Source organism: Streptomyces sp. NPDC088915 (genome assembly GCF_044749825.1).
Classification (GTDB): domain Bacteria; phylum Actinomycetota; class Actinomycetes; order Streptomycetales; family Streptomycetaceae; genus Streptomyces.
In genome coordinates, this window is sequence record NZ_JBIVIR010000002.1 from 517,400 (window position 1) to 538,273 (window position 20,874).

Annotated in this window: 25 protein-coding genes; 13 read left to right on the forward strand and 12 right to left on the reverse strand. The window is 71.2% G+C overall.

Features of this window, described 5'->3' with window-relative positions:
* Positions 1-2 precede the first annotated feature (2 nt).
* The 4 genes from ACIP5O_RS05875 to era all read left to right on the forward strand — a co-directional run bounded on the left by ACIP5O_RS05875 (position 3) and on the right by era (position 3,089).
* Positions 3-1,307, forward strand: a complete 1,305-nt coding sequence (locus ACIP5O_RS05875) for a hemolysin family protein (RefSeq protein ID WP_356544740.1) — start codon at positions 3-5, stop codon at positions 1,305-1,307.
* A gap of 16 nt (positions 1,308-1,323) precedes the next feature.
* Positions 1,324-1,677, forward strand: coding sequence for an MmcQ/YjbR family DNA-binding protein (locus tag ACIP5O_RS05880; RefSeq protein ID WP_401289036.1), 354 nt, complete (start codon positions 1,324-1,326; stop codon positions 1,675-1,677).
* Positions 1,678-1,714: 37 nt separating this feature from the next.
* Complete coding sequence (locus ACIP5O_RS05885; protein WP_356544736.1) at positions 1,715-2,077, forward strand: cytidine deaminase; 363 nt, start codon at positions 1,715-1,717, stop codon at positions 2,075-2,077.
* A 61-nt stretch (positions 2,078-2,138) separates the two neighbouring features.
* Entirely contained in the window at positions 2,139-3,089 is a 951-nt protein-coding gene (gene era / locus ACIP5O_RS05890; protein ID WP_401289039.1) for a GTPase Era, read from the forward strand.
* A gap of 13 nt (positions 3,090-3,102) precedes the next feature.
* Here era and ACIP5O_RS05895 read toward each other — a convergent pair whose 3' ends face one another.
* Entirely contained in the window at positions 3,103-3,372 is a 270-nt protein-coding gene (locus ACIP5O_RS05895) for a protealysin inhibitor emfourin (RefSeq protein ID WP_401289042.1), read from the reverse strand.
* A 20-nt stretch (positions 3,373-3,392) separates the two neighbouring features.
* Positions 3,393-4,445, reverse strand: a complete 1,053-nt coding sequence (locus tag ACIP5O_RS05900; RefSeq protein ID WP_401289044.1) for a M4 family metallopeptidase — start codon at positions 4,443-4,445, stop codon at positions 3,393-3,395.
* Positions 4,446-4,738: 293 nt separating this feature from the next.
* On the opposite strand from ACIP5O_RS05900, the gene leuA reads away from it, so the two are divergent.
* Together leuA and ACIP5O_RS05910 are read left to right on the forward strand one after the other, a co-directional pair.
* Entirely contained in the window at positions 4,739-6,511 is a 1,773-nt protein-coding gene (gene leuA / locus ACIP5O_RS05905; protein ID WP_401289047.1) for a 2-isopropylmalate synthase, read from the forward strand.
* Positions 6,512-6,744: 233 nt separating this feature from the next.
* Complete coding sequence (locus ACIP5O_RS05910; RefSeq protein WP_401289050.1) at positions 6,745-7,437, forward strand: TerB family tellurite resistance protein; 693 nt, start codon at positions 6,745-6,747, stop codon at positions 7,435-7,437.
* Positions 7,438-7,518: 81 nt separating this feature from the next.
* On the opposite strand, the gene ACIP5O_RS05915 is transcribed toward ACIP5O_RS05910, so the two are convergent.
* The 3 genes from ACIP5O_RS05915 to ACIP5O_RS05925 form a co-directional block, all read right to left on the reverse strand.
* Positions 7,519-8,889, reverse strand: a complete 1,371-nt coding sequence (locus tag ACIP5O_RS05915) for an FAD-dependent oxidoreductase (RefSeq protein WP_401289052.1) — start codon at positions 8,887-8,889, stop codon at positions 7,519-7,521.
* 151 nt (positions 8,890-9,040) lie between these two features.
* A complete protein-coding gene (locus ACIP5O_RS05920) occupies positions 9,041-9,307 on the reverse strand; it encodes a DUF397 domain-containing protein (RefSeq protein ID WP_401289053.1) in 267 nt (88 codons plus the stop codon).
* Positions 9,289-10,122, reverse strand: a complete 834-nt coding sequence (locus ACIP5O_RS05925) for a Scr1 family TA system antitoxin-like transcriptional regulator (RefSeq protein ID WP_401289054.1) — start codon at positions 10,120-10,122, stop codon at positions 9,289-9,291. The genes ACIP5O_RS05920 and ACIP5O_RS05925 overlap by 19 nt, the downstream gene beginning before the upstream one ends.
* A gap of 117 nt (positions 10,123-10,239) precedes the next feature.
* Here ACIP5O_RS05925 and ACIP5O_RS05930 point away from each other — a divergent pair, with 117 nt between their 5' ends.
* The 5 genes from ACIP5O_RS05930 (at position 10,240) to ACIP5O_RS05950 (ending at position 12,909) form a co-directional block, all read left to right on the forward strand.
* Positions 10,240-10,476, forward strand: coding sequence for a hypothetical protein (locus ACIP5O_RS05930; RefSeq protein ID WP_237528760.1), 237 nt, complete (start codon positions 10,240-10,242; stop codon positions 10,474-10,476).
* Positions 10,473-10,688, forward strand: a complete 216-nt coding sequence (locus ACIP5O_RS05935) for a hypothetical protein (RefSeq protein ID WP_356544718.1) — start codon at positions 10,473-10,475, stop codon at positions 10,686-10,688. The genes ACIP5O_RS05930 and ACIP5O_RS05935 overlap by 4 nt, the downstream gene beginning before the upstream one ends.
* Before the next feature lie 89 nt (positions 10,689-10,777).
* Positions 10,778-11,527, forward strand: coding sequence for a DNA repair protein RecO (gene recO, locus ACIP5O_RS05940; protein WP_356544716.1), 750 nt, complete (start codon positions 10,778-10,780; stop codon positions 11,525-11,527).
* 23 nt (positions 11,528-11,550) lie between these two features.
* Positions 11,551-12,375, forward strand: a complete 825-nt coding sequence (locus ACIP5O_RS05945; protein WP_109186119.1) for an isoprenyl transferase — start codon at positions 11,551-11,553, stop codon at positions 12,373-12,375.
* 27 nt (positions 12,376-12,402) lie between these two features.
* Positions 12,403-12,909 (forward strand): YcxB family protein, encoded by a 507-nt coding sequence (locus tag ACIP5O_RS05950; RefSeq protein WP_401289055.1) that lies wholly within the window; start codon positions 12,403-12,405, stop codon positions 12,907-12,909.
* 83 nt (positions 12,910-12,992) lie between these two features.
* Here the strand turns inward: ACIP5O_RS05950 and ACIP5O_RS05955 are convergent, their stop codons facing one another.
* The 4 genes from ACIP5O_RS05955 to ACIP5O_RS05970 all read right to left on the reverse strand — a co-directional run bounded on the left by ACIP5O_RS05955 (position 12,993) and on the right by ACIP5O_RS05970 (position 16,161).
* Positions 12,993-13,403: a Fur family transcriptional regulator gene (locus tag ACIP5O_RS05955; protein WP_356544712.1), complete on the reverse strand. Its 411-nt coding sequence runs from the start codon at positions 13,401-13,403 to the stop codon at positions 12,993-12,995.
* A 72-nt stretch (positions 13,404-13,475) separates the two neighbouring features.
* Complete coding sequence (locus ACIP5O_RS05960; RefSeq protein WP_401289057.1) at positions 13,476-14,378, reverse strand: metal ABC transporter permease; 903 nt, start codon at positions 14,376-14,378, stop codon at positions 13,476-13,478.
* A gap of 2 nt (positions 14,379-14,380) precedes the next feature.
* Positions 14,381-15,157, reverse strand: a complete 777-nt coding sequence (locus ACIP5O_RS05965; protein ID WP_401289058.1) for a metal ABC transporter ATP-binding protein — start codon at positions 15,155-15,157, stop codon at positions 14,381-14,383.
* A gap of 26 nt (positions 15,158-15,183) precedes the next feature.
* Positions 15,184-16,161, reverse strand: a complete 978-nt coding sequence (locus tag ACIP5O_RS05970; protein ID WP_401289059.1) for a metal ABC transporter substrate-binding protein — start codon at positions 16,159-16,161, stop codon at positions 15,184-15,186.
* 176 nt (positions 16,162-16,337) lie between these two features.
* On the opposite strand from ACIP5O_RS05970, the gene ACIP5O_RS05975 reads away from it, so the two are divergent.
* Positions 16,338-17,720 carry a glycine--tRNA ligase gene (locus ACIP5O_RS05975; protein ID WP_356544704.1) on the forward strand — a complete coding sequence of 461 codons (1,383 nt, stop codon included), beginning with the start codon at positions 16,338-16,340 and terminating at the stop codon, positions 17,718-17,720.
* A gap of 95 nt (positions 17,721-17,815) precedes the next feature.
* On the opposite strand, the gene ACIP5O_RS05980 is transcribed toward ACIP5O_RS05975, so the two are convergent.
* From ACIP5O_RS05980 to ACIP5O_RS05990, 3 genes are all read right to left on the reverse strand, one after another.
* Positions 17,816-18,529 carry a VC0807 family protein gene (locus ACIP5O_RS05980; protein ID WP_401289061.1) on the reverse strand — a complete coding sequence of 238 codons (714 nt, stop codon included), beginning with the start codon at positions 18,527-18,529 and terminating at the stop codon, positions 17,816-17,818.
* A gap of 194 nt (positions 18,530-18,723) precedes the next feature.
* A complete protein-coding gene (locus ACIP5O_RS05985) occupies positions 18,724-19,311 on the reverse strand; it encodes a TetR family transcriptional regulator (RefSeq protein ID WP_356544700.1) in 588 nt (195 codons plus the stop codon).
* A 37-nt stretch (positions 19,312-19,348) separates the two neighbouring features.
* Positions 19,349-20,407, reverse strand: a complete 1,059-nt coding sequence (locus ACIP5O_RS05990; RefSeq protein WP_401289062.1) for an aldo/keto reductase — start codon at positions 20,405-20,407, stop codon at positions 19,349-19,351.
* Positions 20,408-20,600: 193 nt separating this feature from the next.
* On the opposite strand from ACIP5O_RS05990, the gene ACIP5O_RS05995 reads away from it, so the two are divergent.
* Positions 20,601-20,837, forward strand: a complete 237-nt coding sequence (locus ACIP5O_RS05995) for a DUF6243 family protein (RefSeq protein WP_401289065.1) — start codon at positions 20,601-20,603, stop codon at positions 20,835-20,837.
* The last annotated feature ends 37 nt before the right edge of the window (positions 20,838-20,874 follow it).

The following is a 20,874-nucleotide window of genomic DNA, read 5'->3' on the forward strand; positions in this document are numbered from 1 at the left end:
CGATGGACGTTTCGCTGATCCTCGGGGCGGTCGCCCTGGTCGTCGTGGCCTGGCTCGCCGCCTGCGCCGAGGCCGGTCTCGCCCGGATCTCCAGCTTCCGCGCCGCCGAGGCCGTGCGGTCCGGGCGGCGCGGGGCCGAGAAGCTCGCCCGGGTCGCCTCCGACCCGACCCGCTACCTCAACGTGGCGCTGCTGGTCCGCGTCGCCTGCGAGATGGCGGCCGGCGTCCTCGTCACGTACGCCTGCCTGGAGGCCTTCCCGGAGACCTGGGAGGCGCTCCTCGTCGCCATCGCCGTCATGGTCCTCGTCTCGTACGTGGCCGTCGGCGTCTCGCCGCGCACCATCGGCCGCCAGCACCCGCTGAACACGGCGACGGCCGCCGCGTACGTCCTGGTGCCGCTCGCCCGGATCATGGGCCCGATCCCGCAGCTCCTGATCCTCATCGGCAACGCGCTCACCCCCGGCAAGGGCTTCCGCAAGGGCCCCTTCGCCTCCGAGGCCGAGCTGCGGGCCCTGGTCGACCTCGCCGAGCAGGAGTCGCTGATCGAGGACGACGAGCGCCGCATGGTGCACTCCGTCTTCGAGCTGGGCGACACCCTCGTGCGCGAGGTGATGGTGCCCCGCACCGACCTGATCTGCATCGAGCGGTACAAGACCGTCCGCCAGGCCCTCACCCTCGCCCTGCGCTCCGGCTTCTCCCGGATCCCGGTCACCGGCGAGAACGAGGACGACATCGTCGGCATCGTGTACCTCAAGGACCTGGCCCGCCGGACCCACGTCAACCGGGAGTCGGAGTCCGACCTGGTGTCGACCGCGATGCGGCCCGCCGCCTTCGTGCCGGACACCAAGAACGCCGGCGACCTGCTGCGCGAGATGCAGCAGGAGCGCAACCACGTGGCCGTCGTCGTCGACGAGTACGGCGGCACGGCCGGCATCGTCACCATCGAGGACATCCTGGAGGAGATCGTCGGCGAGATCACCGACGAGTACGACCGGGAGCTGCCGCCCGTCCAGGAGCTCGGCGAGGACCGCTACCGGGTCACCGCCCGCCTCGACATCGGGGACCTCGGCGAGCTCTACGGCCTGGGCCCCGACGAGTACGACGACGAGGACGTGGAGACCGTCGGCGGCCTGCTCGCCAAGGCCCTGGGCCGCGTCCCCATCGCGGGCGCGAAGTCCGTCGTGGAGCTGCCCGACGGGCGTTCGCTGCGGCTGACCGCCGAGTCCCCGGCCGGCCGCCGGAACAAGATCGTCACCGTGCTCGTGGAACCGGTGGAGCCGGTCGGAGCGGAGAAGGAGCCCGAGTGACCCCCGAGGAGCCGGAGTGACCCCCGACGAGCTGCGCGCCCTCTGCCTGGAGTTCAACGACGCGACGGAGGAGTTCCCCTTCGGCCCGGAGACCTCCGTCTTCAAGGTGGCCGGGAAGCTCTTCGCGCTCTCGGCGCTCGACTCCGAGCCGCTGAAGGTCAACCTCAAGTGCGACCCGGACGAGGCCGTGCGGCTCCGTGAGGAACACCCGGCGATCGCCCCCGGCTACCACATGAACAAGCGGCACTGGAACACCGTGACCGTCGGGGGGCTCCCGGGCCCCATGGTCCGGGAGCTGGTCGAGGACTCGTACGACCTCGTCGTCGCCGGCCTGCCGAAGGCGGTACGGCTCCGCCTCGACCGCCCCTGACCCGGGGCCGGGCCGCGGCCCGACCTATGCTCGGTCCATGACACTCAGCAGCGAGCACGGCGACCTCGGCGCCGAGGACCTCAAGATCATCACCCTCGCGCGGAGCGCCCGGGCCCGCAACGGCGTGGCCGAGGGCGCGGCCGTGCGCGACGAGACCGGCCGGACCTACGTGGCGGGGACCGTGGCCCTCGACTCGCTCAGGCTGAGCGCCCTGCGGACCGCCGTCGCGATGGCCGTGGCCAGCGGCGCCGAGTCCCTGGAGGCGGCGGCCGTCGTGACCACCGCCGAGGCGCCCTCGGACGAGGACCGCGCGGCCGTGCGGGACCTGGGCGGCCCGGAGACCCCGGTCCTGCTGGCGGGCCCGGACGGACGGCTGCGGCACGCCGTCACGGCGGGCTGAGGGGCCTCACCGCGAGCCCCCGCGGGCTCTGGGTGCATGGCGCGGGCGCTCATCGGGGACAATGGCCCCCATGAGCGCTCGCAACCAAGAAACCGAAGCCGTCCACCGGGCCGGCTTCGCCTGCTTCGTCGGCCGCCCCAACGCGGGCAAGTCCACCCTCACGAACGCTCTGGTCGGCCAGAAGGTGGCCATCACCTCGAACCGGCCGCAGACCACCCGGCACACCGTCCGGGGCATCGTGCACCGCCCCGACGCGCAGCTGATCCTGGTCGACACCCCCGGCCTCCACAAGCCGCGCACCCTCCTGGGCGAGCGGCTCAACGACGTCGTGCGCACCACCTGGGCCGAGGTCGACGTGATCGGCTTCTGCCTGCCCGCCGACCAGAAGCTCGGCCCCGGCGACCGCTTCATCGCCAAGGAACTGGCGGAGATCAGGAAGACCCCCAAGGTCGCGATCATCACCAAGACCGACCTGGTCGACTCCAAGACGCTCGCCGAGCAGCTCATCGCCGTCGACCAGCTCGGCAGGGAGCTGGGCTTCGAGTGGCAGGAGATCGTCCCCGTCTCGGCCGTCGGCGACAAGCAGGTCCAGCTCGTCGCGGACCTGCTCGTCCCGCTGCTCCCCGAGTCCCCGCCGCTCTACCCGGAGGGCGACCTCACGGACGAGCCCGAGCAGGTCATGGTCGCGGAGCTGATCCGCGAGGCCGCGCTCGAAGGCGTGCGGGACGAGCTGCCGCACTCCATCGCGGTGGTCGTGGAGGAGATGATCCCCCGCGAGAACCGCCCGGCGGACCGGCCGCTGCTCGACATCCACGCCAACGTGTACATCGAGCGCCCCAGCCAGAAGGGCATCATCATCGGCCCCAAGGGCAGCCGCCTCAAGGAGGTCGGCATGAAGTCCCGCAAGCACATCGAGGCCCTCCTCGGCACCCCGGTCTTCCTCGACCTCCACGTGAAGGTCGCGAAGGACTGGCAGCGGGACCCGAAGCAGCTCCGGAAGCTGGGCTTCTAAGACCCGTAAGCAGTCACGCGCCTTCCTTGAGGACCCTCGTGATGAGGGTCCTCTGCGCTTCCGTCAGGTCCGGGTCGCCGCAGCGGACCGTGCGGCCGTCGATCGTGATCTCGTACGAGAAGCCGTCCGGGACGCGGGACCGGTCACCGTCTCCGTCGGTCGCCGCGAGGACCGCCCCCGCCAGGGCGGTCCACTCCCCGGCGTCGGGGCGGCCCGCGGTGTCCACCTCCGCCGACCGCTCGATGCCCGCGAAACCGCCCGTGCGCCGCACTCGAATCCGCATGAGCCCTTCCCTACCCCGGCTCAGTCCACCGGCACGCCCACGGCGGCCCAGGACTTCAGGACGGCCTGGATCTCCGCCCCGTCGCCGTACCGGTCCTTCGCCGCCTTCGCCGTCGCCGCCGCGAACTCGGCGAAGCGGGTCTCCGGGGTGAGGGCGCCGCCGGTCATCACGTCGTACCAGATCTGCCCGGCCCGCTCCCAGGCGTTGCCGCCCAGCTCGGTCGCCGCCAGGTAGAAGGCGTGGTTGGGGATGCCGGAGTTGATGTGCACCCCGCCGTTGTCGCTTCCCGTGCGGACGTAGTCGTCCATGTGGGCGGGCTGCGGGTCCTTGCCGAGGACATCGTCGTCGTACGCCGTGCCCGGGGCCTTCATGGAGCGCAGCGCCCTGCCCCGCACGTCCGGGTGGAAGAGGCCCTCGCCGATGAGCCAGTCCGCCGCCTCGGCACTCTGCCCGAGGGCGTACTGCTTCACGAGGGAGCCGAAGACGTCCGAGACCGACTCGTTGAGGGCGCCGGACTGGCTGAAGTACTCCAGGTTCGCCGTGTACTGGGTGAAGCCGTGGGCCAGCTCGTGGCCGATGACGTCCACGGGCAGGGTGAAGTCGAGGAAGATCTCGTCGTCGCCGTCCCCGAACACCATCTGCTCGCCGTTCCAGAAGGCGTTGGCGTAGTCCCGGTCGTAGTGGACGGAGGCGGTCAGCGGGAGTCCGGAGCCGTCGATCGAGTCGCGCCCGAAGGCGTGCAGGAAGAGGTCGAAGGTGGCGCCGAGGCCCGCGTACGCGCGGTTCACGGAGGCGTCGCGGGTCGCCGCCCCGCCCTCGGCGCGGACCTTCGCGCCCGGCAGGTCGGTGCCGTGCCGGCAGTCGTGGACGGTGCGGTGCGGCCCGGCGGCGGCGCGGGGCGCGGCCGTCGGGGGAGAGCCCGGCCGGGACAGCGCCCGGGCGGAGCGGGCCGAGGCGTCCGCGGCCAGGGTGCGGCGGGCGGTGGCGGCCACGGCGGCGTCGGAGGACCGGGCCAGGTGCTCCAGGAGGTGCGGCGGCACGATCGAACAGAAGACAGGCGTGTGTGCGCTCATTCCAGCAATGTGGCAGCGCGTGACGGACCTGTCACTAGGAGAGACGGTGATTGGCGAAATGGAGTGATCCGTCACTGTTCGAGTTTGATTCCGCGGCCGTCCCGCATACTGGAACGGGACGTCCGCTTCCACGTCCCTGGGCTAAGCTGCGGCACATCATGCGTTTCGGGCTGCTTCTCCTTAGCTGCCGCGGCGAGGGCCTGTAGTCGTAGGCCGACCCCCTCCCCGCGGGACCTGGTGTTGCGTTCGACAGTCGGCCGTCCTCCCCCGCTGGACCCGAGGAGCCCTACGCAATGTCGCAGTCCCCGTTCATCGGCCGCCCCACGCCCGTCACCAACGAGACGCCGCTGCAGAAGCCGTCCGGGATGCCGATCCACAAGTACGGCCGGTACGAGGCCGTCGAGATCCCCGACCGCACCTGGCCCGACCGGCGCATCACCCGGGCCCCCCGCTGGCTGTCCACCGACCTGCGCGACGGCAACCAGGCCCTGATCGACCCGATGTCCCCGGCCCGCAAGCGCGAGATGTTCGACCTGCTCGTACGCATGGGCTACAAGGAGATCGAGGTCGGCTTCCCTTCCTCCGGCGAGACCGACTTCGCCTTCGTGCGCTCCATCATCGAAGAGGGCGCGATCCCGGACGACGTCACCATCTCCGTCCTGACCCAGGCCCGCGAGGACCTGATCGAGCGGACCGTGGAGTCCCTGGTCGGCGCCAGGCGCGCCACCGTCCACCTGTACAACGCCACCGCGCCCACCTTCCGCCGGGTCGTCTTCCGCGGCTCGAAGGAGGACATCAAGCGGATCGCCGTGGACGGCACGCGCCTGGTGATGGAGTACGCGGAGAAGCTGCTGGGCCCGGAGACGGCCTTCGGCTACCAGTACAGCCCCGAGATCTTCACCGACACCGAGCTGGACTTCGCCCTGGAGGTCTGCGAGGCCGTCTGCGACGTCTGGCAGCCGGGCCCGGGCCGCGAGATCATCCTCAACCTGCCCGCCACCGTGGAGCGTTCGACGCCGTCCACGCACGCGGACCGGTTCGAGTGGATGTCCCGGAACCTGACCCGCCGGGAGTACGTCTGCCTGTCCGCCCACCCGCACAACGACCGCGGCACCGCCGTGGCGGCGGCCGAGCTGGCCGTCATGGCCGGCGCCGACCGCGTCGAGGGCTGCCTGTTCGGCCAGGGCGAGCGCACCGGCAACGTCGACCTGGTGACCCTGGGCATGAACCTGTTCAGCCAGGGCGTCGACCCGCAGATCGACTTCTCGCAGATCGACGAGATCCGCCGCACCAGCGAGTACTGCAACCAGATGGAGGTCCACCCGCGCCACCCCTACGCGGGCGACCTGGTCTACACCGCCTTCTCCGGCTCCCACCAGGACGCCATCAAGAAGGGCTTCGACGCGATGGAGGCCGACGCGGCCGCGCGGGGCAAGACCGTGGACGACATCGAGTGGGCCGTCCCGTACCTGCCGATCGACCCGAAGGACGTCGGCCGCTCCTACGAGGCCGTCATCCGGGTCAACTCGCAGTCCGGCAAGGGCGGCATCGCGTACGTCCTGAAGAACGACCACAAGCTGGACCTGCCCCGCCGGATGCAGATCGAGTTCTCCCGGATCATCCAGCAGAAGACCGACAGCGAGGGCGGCGAGGTCACGCCGGCCGCGATCTGGTCCGTCTTCCAGGACGAGTACCTGCCCAACCCGGACAACACTGCGGCTCGTTGGGGACGCATCCAGCTGCGCTCCGGCCAGACCACCTCCGACACGGACGGCACGGACACCCTGACCGTCGAGGCGGTCGTGGACGGCGTCGACACCGTCCTGACCGGCTCCGGCAACGGCCCGATCTCGGCCTTCTTCGCCGCCCTCCAGGCCGTCGGCGTCGACGCCCGCCTGCTGGACTACCAGGAGCACACGATGAGCGAGGGCGCCTCCGCGCAGGCCGCCTCGTACATCGAGTGCGCCATCGACGGCAAGGTCCTGTGGGGCATCGGCATCGACGCCAACACGACCCGCGCCTCCCTGAAGGCGGTCATCTCGGCGGTCAACCGCTCCGCCCGCTGACCTGCCCCGACCCCGCCGCCCCGCACCCTCCCGGAGGGCGCGGGGCAGTGTCGCGTCCGGGGCGGGGAGGGGCGTGCGGGACCACTCGGGAGGGTGATTTCGCGGCGGTCGAACGGTGACGTGTCTCGGCCATCTCCACGGTGAACTGACGACGAGGTACTGACGCCACATCATGGATGTGGTTAACATCACGCCCACGCCGGCAGCGCAGCCGGGGCGTCGAGGAGGTGCGTATGCGGTCTGCCCGGAATTCACGTGGCGGGAAAGTGGGCATCTGCGGGGTCCGCACCTCCTGGAACACCGTGGGGGACGGCGAGTTCTTCTGCGAGGAGTGCGGGGGCGACCGCAACTACCGGCGGCGCACCGGCCGCCGCAGGTTCGCCGTCCTGGGCGTCCCCGTCCTGCCCCGGGGCTGTACGGGCCCCGTCGTCGAGTGCGCGGCCTGTCACACGCACTTCGGTACGGAGGTGCTCGACCGCCCGACCACCGGCCGCTTCTCCGCGATGCTGCGGGACGGCGTGCACACCGTCGCCCTGGCCGTCCTCTCGGCCGGCGGCACCGACTCCCGCGCCGTCCTGGACCGGGCCGTCAGCGCGGTCCGGTCCGCCGGCTTCGCGGAGTGCACGGCCGTCCAGCTCGTCGACCTCGTCGAGGCCCTGGAGGCCGACACGGGGCGCTTCATGCCCGAGGTGAACCCCGAGGGCACGCTCCTCGCGATCGAGCTCCACGAGGCCCTGGAGCCGCTCGCCCCGCACCTGGCGCCCTCCGGGCGGGAGTCGATCCTCGTCCAGGCCGCCCGGATCGCCCTCGCCGACGGCCCGTACAGCCCGGCCGAGATGGAGGTCCTCGGCACCGTCGGCAACGCGCTCTCGCTGCCCCCGGACGACACCGTCCGGCTGCTCACCTCCGCGCGCACGGTCTCCTGAGGCCGGGAAAAGTCAGAAGAAACGACTCCGCGGGGGCCCGGATCCCGTCCGGACCCCCGCGGAGTCGTGTGCGTGCCGCTGTTACTTGATCGCGCCGCTCGCGCGCAGCATGTCCTCGCGCTCCACGATCTTCACGCGCTCGCGGCCCTGCGGCTCGCCGAGCGCCTTCTCGGCGGCGTCCAGGGCGTACCAGCCCTCCCACGTCGTGTACGTGATGCCCTTGCCCTCCAGGAAGGCCACGACCGCGTCCGTCTCCGGGGTGGCCGGGTCGAGCAGGCGCCCGTTCGCGAAGTCGTCCAGGAGGTTCGCCACGGTCTCGTTGGCGTCGCCCTTGGTGTGGCCGATGAGGCCGACCGGGCCGCGCCGGATCCAGCCGGTGACGTAGGTCGACGCCAGGTGCTCGCCGTTCTCCTGGATCACCCGGCCGCCCTGGTCCGGGACGGTGCCGCTGACGGCGTCCCACGGGAGCTTGGGCAGCTCGTCCGAGAGGTAGCCGACCGCGCGGTAGACGGCCTGGACGTCCCAGTCGGTGGTCTGGCCGGTGCTCTTGACGTTGCCCGTGCCGTCCAGCTCGGTGCGCTCGGTGCGCAGGCCGACGACCTTGCCGTCCTCGCCGAGGACCTCGACCGGGGACTCGAAGAAGTGCAGGAAGAGCTTGTGCGGGCGGTCGCCGATGTCGCGGATCGCCCAGTTCTCCAGGGTCTTCGCGACCATGTCGGTCTGCTTGTTCTTGCGGCGGTCCGCGATCGAGCCCTCGTCGTAGTCGATGTCCTCGGGGTTGACGATGACCTCGATGGTGGGGGAGTGGTCCAGCTCGCGCAGCTCCATGGGGCTGAACTTCGCCTGCGCCGGGCCGCGACGGCCGAAGACGTGGACTTCGAGCGCCTTGTTGGCCTTCAGGCCCTCGTACACGTTGGCCGGGATCTCGGTCGGCAGCAGCTCGTCCGCCGTCTTCGCCAGGATGCGGGCGATGTCGAGCGCCACGTTGCCGACGCCGAGGACGGCGACCTTCTCGGCCGACAGGTCCCAGGTGCGCGGGACGTCCGGGTGGCCGTCGTACCAGGAGGCGAAGTCGGCGGCGCCGAGGCAGCCGTCCAGCTCCACGCCGGGGATCTTCAGCTCGCGGTCCGCCATGGCGCCGGTCGAGAAGACCACGGCGTCGTAGAAGGAGTGCAGGTCGTCCAGGTGCACGTCGGTGCCGTAGTCGACGTTGCCGAAGAGGCGGACCTGCGGCTTGTCGAGGACCTGGTGCAGCGCGGTGATGATGCCCTTGATGCGCGGGTGGTCGGGGGCGACGCCGTAGCGGATGAGGCCGAAGGGCGCCGGCATCCGCTCGAAGATGTCGATCGACACGCCCGGCTCGGCGGCGGCCTCGGACTTCAGCAGCGCATCGGCGGCGTAGATTCCGGCGGGGCCGGCGCCGACGATCGCGACCCGGAGGGGGCGGGGCATGACTGGGTTCCCTTCGCAGCGACATGGCGGCGAAGCCGCCGACACTTAGGTCACCCTAAATAATGCACGACGCCGAGCGGTACCCCGCCCCTGTCTATGAGGTCATAAGCCCGACTTATGGCCAACCAAGGGCGGGCTTGGGGGCTCTGGTCTATCTGGCCAGATAAACCAGGAAAGCGGACCAGGCGGCGGCGGGGACGACGAGGACGGGGCCGGGGTTCTTGCTGTCCCGGACGGGGACGACACCAGGGACGTCGTCCAGGACCTCGACGCAGCTACCACCCTCGCCGTTGCTGTAGCTGCTCTTGCGCCAGGCGGCGTCCGTGAAGTCGTACGTGACCTCGACGCAGTCACCGCCCTCCCCGTTGCTGTGGGAGCTCTTGAACCAGTGGGCGTGGGTCAGGTCGTACGCGCGCATCGTCTGAAGTCCTCCGCCGCCGACTCGATCAGGGCCAGGGACACCTCCGGCGACAAGGCGGCGACCCTGAGCAGATCGTAGGCGCGCTGTGCACGCTTCACCACCGCCGGATCGTCGAGGAGCGTCCCCGAAAACGACGTCTCCGTATAGGCCGTTGGCGGCTGGTCCGCGAACTCCAGGAGCTGGAGCATGCCGTTCATGGAAGCGTGTGCCCCCGCCGAGCGGGGGACGACGATCACCAGCACTCGCCGCTCCCGCACCAGCGCCGCGATGCGGTCGAGCTGCTCGGCCATGACCGCCGGGCCGCCGACCGGGGTGCGGATCGCGTTCTCGTGCAGGATCACCCAATACTCGGGCCTTGTAGGCGTCGTGAGGATCTTCGCTCGTTCGAGTCGCGAGGTGACCTTCTCCTCGACGTACTCCTCCGTCGCGAAGGGGTTCGCCGCCAGCGTCACCGCCCGCGCGTACGCCCCCGTCTGCATCAGACCCGGGACGACCGTCGGTGCGAACTCGCAGATCTTCGTCGCCACGGCCTCCAGCTCCGCGACCGCGTGGAAATAGGACGCGTACGGCGACTTGTCGATGAGTTTTCGCCACGTTCGTTCGAAAATACCGCCGGTTTGTAGGACCTCGTCGATTCGTTTCGCGACGTCCAGTTGGGGTTTTCGAATTCCCTGCTCGAACAGGCCGATGTAGGCGCCCGAGACGAACACCCGTCCGCCCAGTTCGCCCTGCGAGAGCCCCGCCACCTCCCGCCGCTCCTTCAGGAGTTCCCCGAAGAACTCCCACACGTCCTGCCGCTTGCCTCTGGCCATGGATTAACTCCCCTGCCCTACCCCGCAGTTGTACGGCGTGCGCAACCGCCGATTCTACGGATCAGGGGTCACCCTGGAGAGGCGAAGCGGGAAATGGATTGAGAAAGGCATACGTTGGTGAAGGAAGACATCACGAAGGCGTCCACCGGGACGATCGGAGCCGCGCAAGAGGCGGTGGCGGAATTGCGCGAGGCGCTCGCGAGCGCGGGAATCACCCTTCCCTCGCTCGGCCTCGACGTCGTCACCCTCGCCGCCGACCCCCCGAGGCCGCTCGTGGAATTGGGATGCTGCACGGTGGAAACGGCCCGGCTCCTCGCCGCCGCCGTACTGCCGAGGGAGGAGAGTCGATCGTGACGCTGCCCATCGGGTCGTACGTCGTCGAGATCCGCACCGGACGGGTCGGAAGGCTCATGGGGCGCGAGGGGCCCTACGTCCAGGTCCGCCCGCTGGGCGGCGGGCGCGAGTGGGACGTGGACCCCGAGGGGGTGCGGGAGGCGACCTCGGCCGAGCGCCTGAGCGCCGCCACCGCGCACGTCAACGCCCGCAGCCGGGGTGAGGTGCCTTGAGCGGCGTCGGGGCCCCGTAGCCCGCCCGTACGGCACCGGCCGCCCGGCCCCGGGCCCGGCTGTCGGTGCCGTACGGGAGAATGGGCCGCATGAGTCTGTTCCGCGACGACGGCATCGTGCTGCGCACCCAGAAGCTGGGTGAAGCGGACCGCATCATCACGATCCTCACGCGCGGTCACGGGCGCGTACGCGCCGTGGCGCGGGGCGTGCGGCGCACGAAGTCGAAGTTCGGGGCCCGGCTCGAACCCTTCTCCCACGTGGACGTGCAGTTCTTCGCCCGGGGGAGCGAGCTGATCGGGCGCGGCCTGCCGCTCTGCACGCAGAGCGAGACCATCGCCGCGTACGGCGGCGGGATCGTCACCGACTACGCCCGCTACACCGCCGGCACGGCCATGCTGGAGACGGCCGAGCGGTTCACCGACCACGAGGGCGAGCCGGCCGTCCAGCAGTACCTGCTGCTCGTCGGGGGCCTGCGGACCCTCGCCCGGGGCGAGCACGCCCCCCACCTGATCCTGGACGCCTTCCTGCTGCGCTCCCTCGCCGTGAACGGCTACGCGCCGAGCTTCGGGGACTGTGCCAAATGCGGACTCCAGGGGCCGAACCGGTTCTTCTCGGTCGCGGCGGGCGGAGTCATGTGCGGCGACTGCCGGGTGCCCGGAAGCGTCGTACCCTCTGCGGAGGCCATCGGCCTGCTCAGTGCGCTGCTCACCGGCGACTGGGCGACGGCGGACGCGTGCGAGCCGCGTCACGTCAGGGAGGGCAGCGGGCTCGTCTCCGCCTACCTGCACTGGCACCTGGAGCGCGGCCTGCGCTCGCTGCGATACGTAGAGAAGACCTAGGTAGGAGATCCATCGCCATGGCCATCGCACGACGCGGAATCCTCGGGCGGCAGCGCCGGGAGTACAAGCTCCCCGAGCCGCACCCGTCCGGCGCCCGCCCGCCGAAGCTCCCGGCCGAGCTGGTGCCGAACCACGTGGCCTGCGTGATGGACGGGAACGGCCGCTGGGCCAAGGAACGCGGCCTGCCGCGCACCGAGGGCCACAAGGTCGGCGAGGGCGTCGTCCTCGACGTGCTCAAGGGCTGCCTGGAGATGGGCGTCAAGAACCTCTCCCTCTACGCCTTCTCCACCGAGAACTGGAAGCGCTCGCCCGACGAGGTCCGCTTCCTCATGAACTTCAACCGGGACGTCATCCGCCGCCGCCGCGACGAGATGGACGAGCTGGGCATCCGCATCCGCTGGGTCGGCCGCATGCCCAAGATGTGGAAGTCGGTCGTCCAGGAGCTCCAGATCGCCCAGGAGCAGACCGTCGGCAACGACGCCATGACCCTGTACTTCTGCGTCAACTACGGCGGCCGCGCCGAGGTCGCGGACGCGGCGCAGGCCATCGCCCGGGACGTGGCGGCCGGGAAGCTGGACCCGTCGAAGGTCAACGAGAAGACCTTCCAGAAGTACCTGTACTACCCGGACATGCCGGACGTGGACCTCTTCCTGCGCCCGAGCGGCGAGCAGCGCACCTCCAACTACCTCATCTGGCAGAGCAGCTACGCCGAGATGATCTTCCAGGACGTGCTGTGGCCGGACTTCGACCGCCGCGACCTGTGGCGCGCCTGCGTCGAGTACGCCTCCCGCGACCGCCGCTTCGGCGGCGTCGACCCGGCCGACATGGCCGTCCTCGACAAGGGCTGAGGCGCGGTGACGGGGGAGGGGGGACGGATGGAGCTGGTCTACTCGGCCGACTTCGGCGAGGTGCACGAGGCGGTGCGGGCCCGGCTGCGGGCCACCCGCTGGTGGCCGCTGATGCGGTGGACCGCGTACGGGGCCTGCGCGCTCGCCGTCCTCGTCGCCGTCCTGGCCCTGCTGCCGCCCGCTCCGGAGCCCGGCACGGCGGCCGTGCTGGTCCTCCTCGGGGCGGTGGCCGTCACGGCCACCGAGCTGGTCCCGTGGGGGACCGCCCGGAGCCTCCACCGGCTGATCGGCGCCCAGGGCGAGGCCAGGGCCGTCGTGGACGAGGACGGGGCGCGGTGGACCTCCCGGGACACCGAGACCACGATCCGGTGGGCGCTGCTCCCCCGGTACGTGGAGACGCCCCGGCTCTTCGTCCTCTTCACCGACCGGACGTCCGGCACCGGCTTCGCCTACCTGCCCAAGCGGGGGCTCGCCGACGGGGCCGACGCCGACCGGCTCCGGGCGCTCCTGGACCGGCACGCCGCGCGGGCGTGACGCGGGACGGGCGCGGCCACGCGGGAGGGCCCGCACCGGAACCTTCCGGTGCGGGCCCTCCCGTACGTCTCACGTATGTCAGGTCACTTCTCGGCGCACTCCGCGCACGTGCCGAAGATCTCCACCGTGTGCGCCACGTTCACGAAGCCGTGTTCCGCGGCGATCGCCTCGGCCCACTGCTCCACCATCGGGCCCTCCACCTCCACGGCCTTGCCGCAGACGCGGCAGACCAGGTGGTGGTGGTGGTCGCCGGTCGAGCAGCGGCGGTAGACCGTCTCGCCGTCGCTGGTGCGCAGCGCGTCGACCTCGCCCGCGTCCGCCAAGGACTGGAGCGTGCGGTAGACGGTGGTGAGGCCGACCGAGTCGCCGCGGTGCTTGAGCATGTCGTGCAGCTCCTGGGCGCTGCGGAACTCGTCCACCTCGTTCAGTGCCGCCGACACGGCGGCCCGCTGCTTGGTCGAGCGGCCGCGTACGGGGGGTCCTGCCGTCACCACGGGGGCCTCCTTGGATGCTTGTCTGCCCCCGCCATTCTGCCAGCCCCCCGCGCCCCCGGATTCTGCCGTGGCTCACACCTTCGCGTCGTCGCCCGGCCGCCGCCCCGCCGGAACCCGTACGTCGCAGGCCGCCGGGTCCGCCGCGTCCGCCTCGGCCGCCCGCGCCCGCCGCCTCGCGAGCGGCGTGGCGACCACCGTGAGCAGGACGAAGACCCCGATCGCGTACAGCACGATCGTCGCGCCGGGCGGGGCCTCCACGTAGTACGTGGTGATCGTGCCCGACAGGGAGACGACGACGCCGATGAGGACGGCGCCGGCGAACGTGGCCCGGAAGGAGCGGGTCAGCTGCTGGGCCGCCGCGACCGGGACCACCATGAGCGCGCTGACCAGGAGCAGGCCCACGACCCGCATGGCGACGGTGACGGTCACCGCGGCCGTGACGGCGATCAGCAGGTTCAGGGCGCGCACCGGCAGGCCGGTGACCCGGGCGAACTCCTCGTCCTGGCTGACCGCGAAGAGCCGGCGGCGCAGGCCGACCGTGACCAGGACCACGAAGGCGGCCAGGATCGAGATCGCGGTGACGTCCTCGGGCGAGACCGTGGTCAGCGAGCCGAAGAGGTACGAGGTCAGGTTGGCGTTGGAGCCGGTCGGCGAGAGGTTGATCAGCAGGACGCCGCCCGCCATGCCGCCGTAGAAGAGCAGCGCGAGCGCCAGGTCGCCGCGGGTCTTGCCGTACGCCCGGATCAGCTCCATCGCGACCGAGCCGGCGACGGCGACGAGGGTCGCCATCCAGACCGGGCTGGAGTTCAGCAGGAAGCCCAGGCCGACGCCGGTCATGGCGACGTGCCCGATGCCGTCGCCCATCAGCGCCTGGCGGCGCTGGACGAGGTAGACGCCGACGGCGGGGGCGGTGACGCCGACCAGGAGGGCGGCGATCAGCGCCCGCTGCATGAAGGCGGGTTCGAGGAATTCCATGATCAGCTCAGCAGTCCCGTGCGGAGCGGCTCGCCGGCCGCGTGCGGATGTACGTGGTCGTGGCCGGGCAGGGCGTGCTGTCCGACGGCCTCGGGCGGCGGCCCGTCGTGGACGACGCAGCCGTCGCGCAGGACGACGGCCCGGTCGATCAGCGGCTCCAGGGGGCCCAGCTCGTGCAGGACGAGGAGGACGGTGGCGCCGCCCGCGACCTGCTCGCGCAGGGTCGCGGCCAGGATCTCCTGGCTGGCGAGGTCCACGCCCGCCATCGGCTCGTCCATGATCAGGAGCTCGGGTTCGGAGGCGAGCGCGCGGGCGATCAGGACCCGCTGGTGCTGGCCGCCGGAGAGGGCGTCCACGGAGTCCCCGGCGCGGTCGGCGAGGCCGACGAGGGCGACGGCCCGCTCGACGGCGGCCCGGTCGTGCTTGGAGAGGCGGCCGAACCGGCGGCGGGAGAGGCGGCCCGAGGTGACGACCTCGCGGACGGTGGCGGGGACGCCGCTCGCGGCGGTGGTGCGCTGCGGCACGTACCCGACGCGGGCCCAGTCGCGAAACCGCTTCCGCTCGGTGCCGAACAGCTCGATCGTGCCGCCGGTCAGCGGCACCTGGCCGATGACGGAGCGGACGGCGGTGGACTTGCCGGAGCCGTTGGCGCCGAGCAGCGCGACGACCTCACCGCGGTGGACGGTGAGGTCGACGCCCCGGAGGACGGGCCGGCCGCCGAGGGCCGCGGTGGCTCCGCGGACGGAGATGACGGGTGTCGCTGCGGGTTCCCGGTCCATGGGCCGTACCTCCTGCTGTGCCGTGGTCACTTGGCGCCGAGGGCCTTCTTCAGCGCGGTGAGGTTGGAGCGCATCACCTCGACGTAGTCGCTGCCCCGGGACTTGTCCGTGATGCCCTCCAGCGGGTCGAGCACGTCGGTCTTCAGACCGGTGTCGCCGGCGAGGGTCTTCGCGGTCCTGTCGCTCGCCAGGGTCTCGAAGAAGACGGTGGAGACCTTGTCCTTGGCCGCGATCTCCTGGAGTTCCTTCATGCGGGCGGGGCTCGGCTCGGACTCGGGGTCGAGGCCGGAGATGCCCTCCTGGTCCAGGTGGTAGCGCTCGGCGAGGTAGCCGAAGGCGGAGTGGGTGGTGATGAAGGTGCGGGTCGCGGTGTTCTTCAGGCCCGTCTCGAACTCGGTGTTCAGGGCGCCGAGCTTCTTCACCAGGGCGTCGGTGTTCTTCTCGTAGTCGGCCGCGTGGTCCGGGTCGGCCTTCTCGAAGGCGCTGCCGACGCCCTTGGCGACCTCGGCGTACTTCACGGGGTCGAGCCAGACGTGGGGGTCGGCGCCGGCCTCGGAGCCGTGGTCGTGACCCTCTTCTTCCGCGTGCTCGTCGCCGTGGTCGTGGCCGACCTCGGTGCCGTGCGCTTCGAGCTTCGTGAGGGTCGCCGCGTCGATCGTGTCCTTGACGCCGGCCTGGGCGATGGCCTCGTCGACGGCGGGCTGGATGCCCTTGAGGTAGAGGATGACGTCGGCCTCGCCGAGCGCGCCGATCTGCTTCGGCTTGAGCTCCAGGTCGTGCGGCTCGACGCCGGGCTTCGTGAGCGTCTCGACGGCGACGTGGCCGCCGCCTATCTGCTCGGCCAGGTACTGCATCGGGTAGAACGACGCCACCACGTCCAGCTTGCCGCCCTTGCCGCCGTCGGCGGCGGCGTCGGAGGTGTCGGTGCAGGCGGAGAGGGAGACGAGGCCGAGCGCGACGGCTCCGGCGAGGGCGGTGGCGGGTATCAGGCGACGTGCGTTCATGACACTCATTTTCAACAAAATTGGAAACGGTTGTCAATTGCCTTCCGTGTGGTCCGCCCCGCGCGACGTCCCGGCGGCTCCCGCGGCCCCCGTACCCGGAACCGAGTTGATGCGGGGGGTACAGGCGCCGGTAACCTGTGGCATTCGCACTTCGTCGTCGTAATGAAGAGAGCACCGTGGCCGCCGACAAGATCGACACCATCGTCAGCCTGAGCAAGCGCCGTGGCTTCGTTTTTCCCTGCAGTGAGATCTACGGCGGTCAGCGCGCCGCCTGGGACTACGGGCACCTGGGCGTCGAGCTCAAGGAGAACATCAAGCGCCAGTGGTGGCGTTACATGGTCACCTCGCGCGAGGACGTCGTCGGCATCGACTCGTCGGTCATCCTGGCGACCGAGGTCTGGGAGGCGTCCGGTCACGTCGCCACCTTCACCGACCCGCTGACCGAGTGCACCTCCTGCCACAAGCGCTTCCGCGCCGACCACCTGGAGGAGGCGTACGAGGAGAAGCACGGCCGTCTCCCCGAGAACGGCCTCGCCGACCTCAACTGCCCCAACTGTGGCAACAAGGGCACCTTCACCGAGCCCAAGAACTTCTCGGGCCTGCTCTCCACCCACCTCGGCCCGACCCAGGACAGCGGCTCCGTCGCGTACCTGCGCCCCGAGACCGCCCAGGGCATCTTCACCAACTTCGCCCAGGTGCAGACGACCGCGCGCAAGAAGCCCCCGTTCGGCATCGCGCAGATGGGCAAGTCCTTCCGGAACGAGATCACTCCGGGCAACTTCATCTTCCGGACCCGCGAGTTCGAGCAGATGGAGATGGAGTTCTTCGTCAAGCCGGGCGAGGACGAGCAGTGGCAGGAGTACTGGATGCAGCAGCGCTGGAACTGGTACACCGGCCTGGGCCTGCGCGAGGAGAACATGCGCTGGTTCGAGCACCCGCAGGAGAAGCTCTCCCACTACTCCAAGCGCACCGCCGACATCGAGTACCGCTTCTCCTTCGGCGGCAGCGAGTGGGGCGAGCTGGAGGGCGTCGCCAACCGCACGGACTACGACCTGAGCGCCCACTCCAAGGCCTCCGGCGCCAGCCTGACCTACCTGGACCAGGAGTCCAACGAGCGCTACACGCCGTACGTCATCGAGCCGGCGGCGGGTGTCGGCCGCACGATGCTGGCCTTCCTCCTCGACGCGTACACCGAGGACGAGGCCCCCAACGCCAAGGGCGTCATGGAGAAGCGCGTCGTGATGCGCCTCGACCACCGCCTGGCCCCGGTCAAGGCCGCGGTCCTGCCGCTCTCCCGCAACGCGCAGCTCTCCCCGAAGGCCAAGGGCCTGGCGGCGGACCTGCGCCAGAACTGGAACATCGAGTTCGACGACGCCGGCGCCATCGGCCGCCGCTACCGCCGCCAGGACGAGATCGGCACCCCGTTCTGCATCACCGTCGACTTCGACACCCTCGAGGACAACGCGGTGACCGTGCGCGAGCGCGACACCATGAAGCAGGAGCGCGTCTCCCTCGACCAGATCCAGGGCTACCTGGGCAGCCGCCTCCTCGGCTGCTGAGTCGCGGCACCTCTGTACGGGAAAGCCCCCGGTTCCGGAACGACGGAACCGGGGGCTTTCCCGTGTGCGGAGCCGTACGGGGTCGTGCGGGGCCCTCAGGCCGCCGCTGCCGCCGCCCCGGCCGCGGCCTGCCGCCGGGCCCCCTCGGCCGCCCGGCGCCTGCTGAACCAGGCCGTCCACAGCGCGAGCGCGCCGAGCGTGGCGTAGATCAGCACCGGGCTGAGCACGACCATGACCGAGGTGCTCAGGGCGTACGCCAGGACGATCCGGACCAGGGCCTCGACGAGGTACCCCACGCCCCACACCAGGGTGATCGTGCGCATGGTGGAGCGGAAGCCGTCGAACTGCCAGAGCCCGTTCCACCAGGCCGCGGACTCCGGGGTGCCGTCGGTCGCGAACTTGCGCCCGAAGTAGAACATCAGCGGCCGGGGCGCGAGCAGGGTGGCCAGGCAGAGCAGCCCGAAGAGGCCGGTCACGCCCGAGTCCTTGACCAGCAGGGCGCGGGCGGTGTGCGCCCCGACCAGCGAGACCACGGCCGTGATCACCAGGAAGACGAGGGAGACGACCGCGAACTCGTCGACCTTGCGCCGCCAGGCGACCATGACCGCGCTGTCGAGGACCGGCCAGACGCCGCTGACGAGCAGGGCGCCGAACTCGGACCAGCCGTGGTCCTCGGTCAGGGTGTTGTACGTGAGGATCGGCGCGACGACGTTGAGCCCGATGGTCAGGACCCAGCCGATCGCCGCCGCACCCCCGGAACGGGCCGGGGGCCCGGGCCGCCCGGCCGGTGTCTGTTCGTGCGTGGACATGCGTTTCCCCCTGGACCCTGGACGCGGTGCTGCGCGGCGTGGCGCTTCGCGGCGCGGTGCTTGGCGATGCGGGGGAACGCTATTCGGCCACCGGCCAGGGAACGGGAAAGTCCGCTCAAAATGATCTTCAATTCACGGGGCCGCACGGGGTCGTACGAGGCCGCACGGGAGCCGGCCCGCCGGGGAGGCTCCGGTCAGGTGCGCAGGCCGCGCAGCAGCAGCTCCACCACGGCCTCGAACTCGGTCTCGATCGTGGGGCGCCGCCACTCCGGCGCGTAGGCCGGGTCGTGGAAGCGGGAGGTCGCGTCGAAGAGCGCGCGGGCCGTCGCGTCCGGGTCGGGGGCGGCGAACTCCTCCTCCCTGGCGCCTTCCTCGACGATCGACCGCACCTGGTCGATCAGGACGCCGACGTGCTGCTCGACCACCCCGCTGTTCTCGTCGATCAGGACGTTGTACGTGGCGAACAGCTCGGGGTCGTCGCCCGCCTTGTGCCGCTTGGCCTCGAAGAGGTGGGCGAACCAGGCGTGGAGCTTCTCCGGCGCCGGCCGGTCCGGGGACGCGGTCAGCTCGGCCAGGGCGGTCTCGGTGCGCGAGAGCCACCGCTCGGTCACCGCCTCGCGCAGCGCCGCCTTGGTGCGGAAGTGGCGGTAGACGCTGCCGTGGCTGACGCCGAGGACCCGGGCCACGTCCACGACGGTCGCCTTCGCCGGGCCGTAGCGCCGCAGCACCTCCTCGGTGGCTTCGAGGATGCGCTCTGCGGTCAGGGTCTCGGTGGCGGCCATGGAAGGACAGTACCCGTCGGTCCGGATCCGCCGGCGCTCACGGCCGCTCGCTGTCCAGGTGCTCCATCTGCGCCGCCGGGTACCGCTCGCCGGCCGCCGCGCCCGCCGGGACGGCCTCCTCGATCGCGGCCAGGTCGGCGGCGTCGAGCGTGACGCCCAGGGCGCCGAGCGCCTCCGCGAGCCGGTCCCGGCGCCGGGCGCCGACCAGCGGGACGATGTCCGCGCCCCACCGCCCGGCCTGCGCCAGGACCCAGGCGATGGCGGTCTGCGCGACGGACGCGCCCTTCGCCTCCGCGACCGTCCGCAGCCGGTCCACCAGGTCCAGGTTCCGCTGGAGGTTCTCGCCCTGGAAGCGCGGGCTCATGCCCCGGAAGTCGCCCGGCGCCAGCTGGCGGTCCCGGGTGAAGTGGCCGCTGATCAGCCCGCGCGACAGCACGCCGTACGCCGTGATCCCGATGCCGAGCTCACGGGCGGTGGGCAGGATCTTCTCCTCGATCGACCGGGAGATCAGCGAGTACTCGATCTGGAGGTCCGAGATCGGGGTCACGGCCGCCGCCCGGCGCAGGGTGTCCGCGCCGACCTCGGAGAGTCCGACGTGCCGCACGTGTCCCGCCTCGACCAGCTCGGCGATGGCGCCGACGGTCTCCTCGATCGGGACGTCCGGGTCGACGCGGGCGATCCGGTAGACGTCGATGTGGTCGGCGCCCAGGCGCTGGAGCGAGTACGCCGCGAAGTTCTTCACGGCGGCCGGCCGGCCGTCGTATCCGGTGAAGCCGCCCTCGACCGTGCGGAGCGCGCCGAACTTCACGCTGGTGAGGGCCTGCTCGCGGGCGGCGGCGGGGGCGGTCCGCAGGGCCTCCGCGATCAGCAGTTCGTTGTGCCCCATCCCGTAGAAGTCGCCGGTGTCCAGGAGGGTCACCCCGGCGTCCAGGGCGGCGTGGATCGTCGCGATCGACTCGGCGCGGTCGCTCTCGCCGTACAGCGCGGACATGCCCATGCAGCCGAGGCCGAGGGCGGAGACCCGGGGGCCGGTGGCGCCGAGCGGGCGGGTGGGGACGCGGTCGGGGGTGGATGCGGGGTTCTGTGTCGGGGTCATGGTTCAACCATGGCATGAGCGATGACAGATTTCAATATCTGTCATTCTTTCGGGTGGTGCGGAGAAAATCGAGTGCCGCCGGGACGCGGCGCGGGTAGCGTCCCCGGCATGCATGCGGTCTTCCAGATCTACGAGTGAGCGCCCAGCGCCGGCCGATCGAGTCCGACCACCTCACCCCTGACGGGAGAACCCCATGGCGAAGAGCCGCAACAACCTCCTCGGCGTCGGCGGACAGCGCAAGAAGCTGTCCCGCGCCGACCAGCAGGCCACCACACGGGGCCGCGCCGCCGACCGGCGCACGGCCGACGACCGGAAGCAGGAACTCCTGAGGAAGATGCGCGAGCGCGCGCAGGAAGCCGCGAGCGGCACGGAGGGCACCGAGGGCACCGGGAGTGCCGACACGACCGGTACCGTCACCGCTCAGGAGTAACGAGCACCGCACGACGAAAGGCCCGAGGCATCCCCGC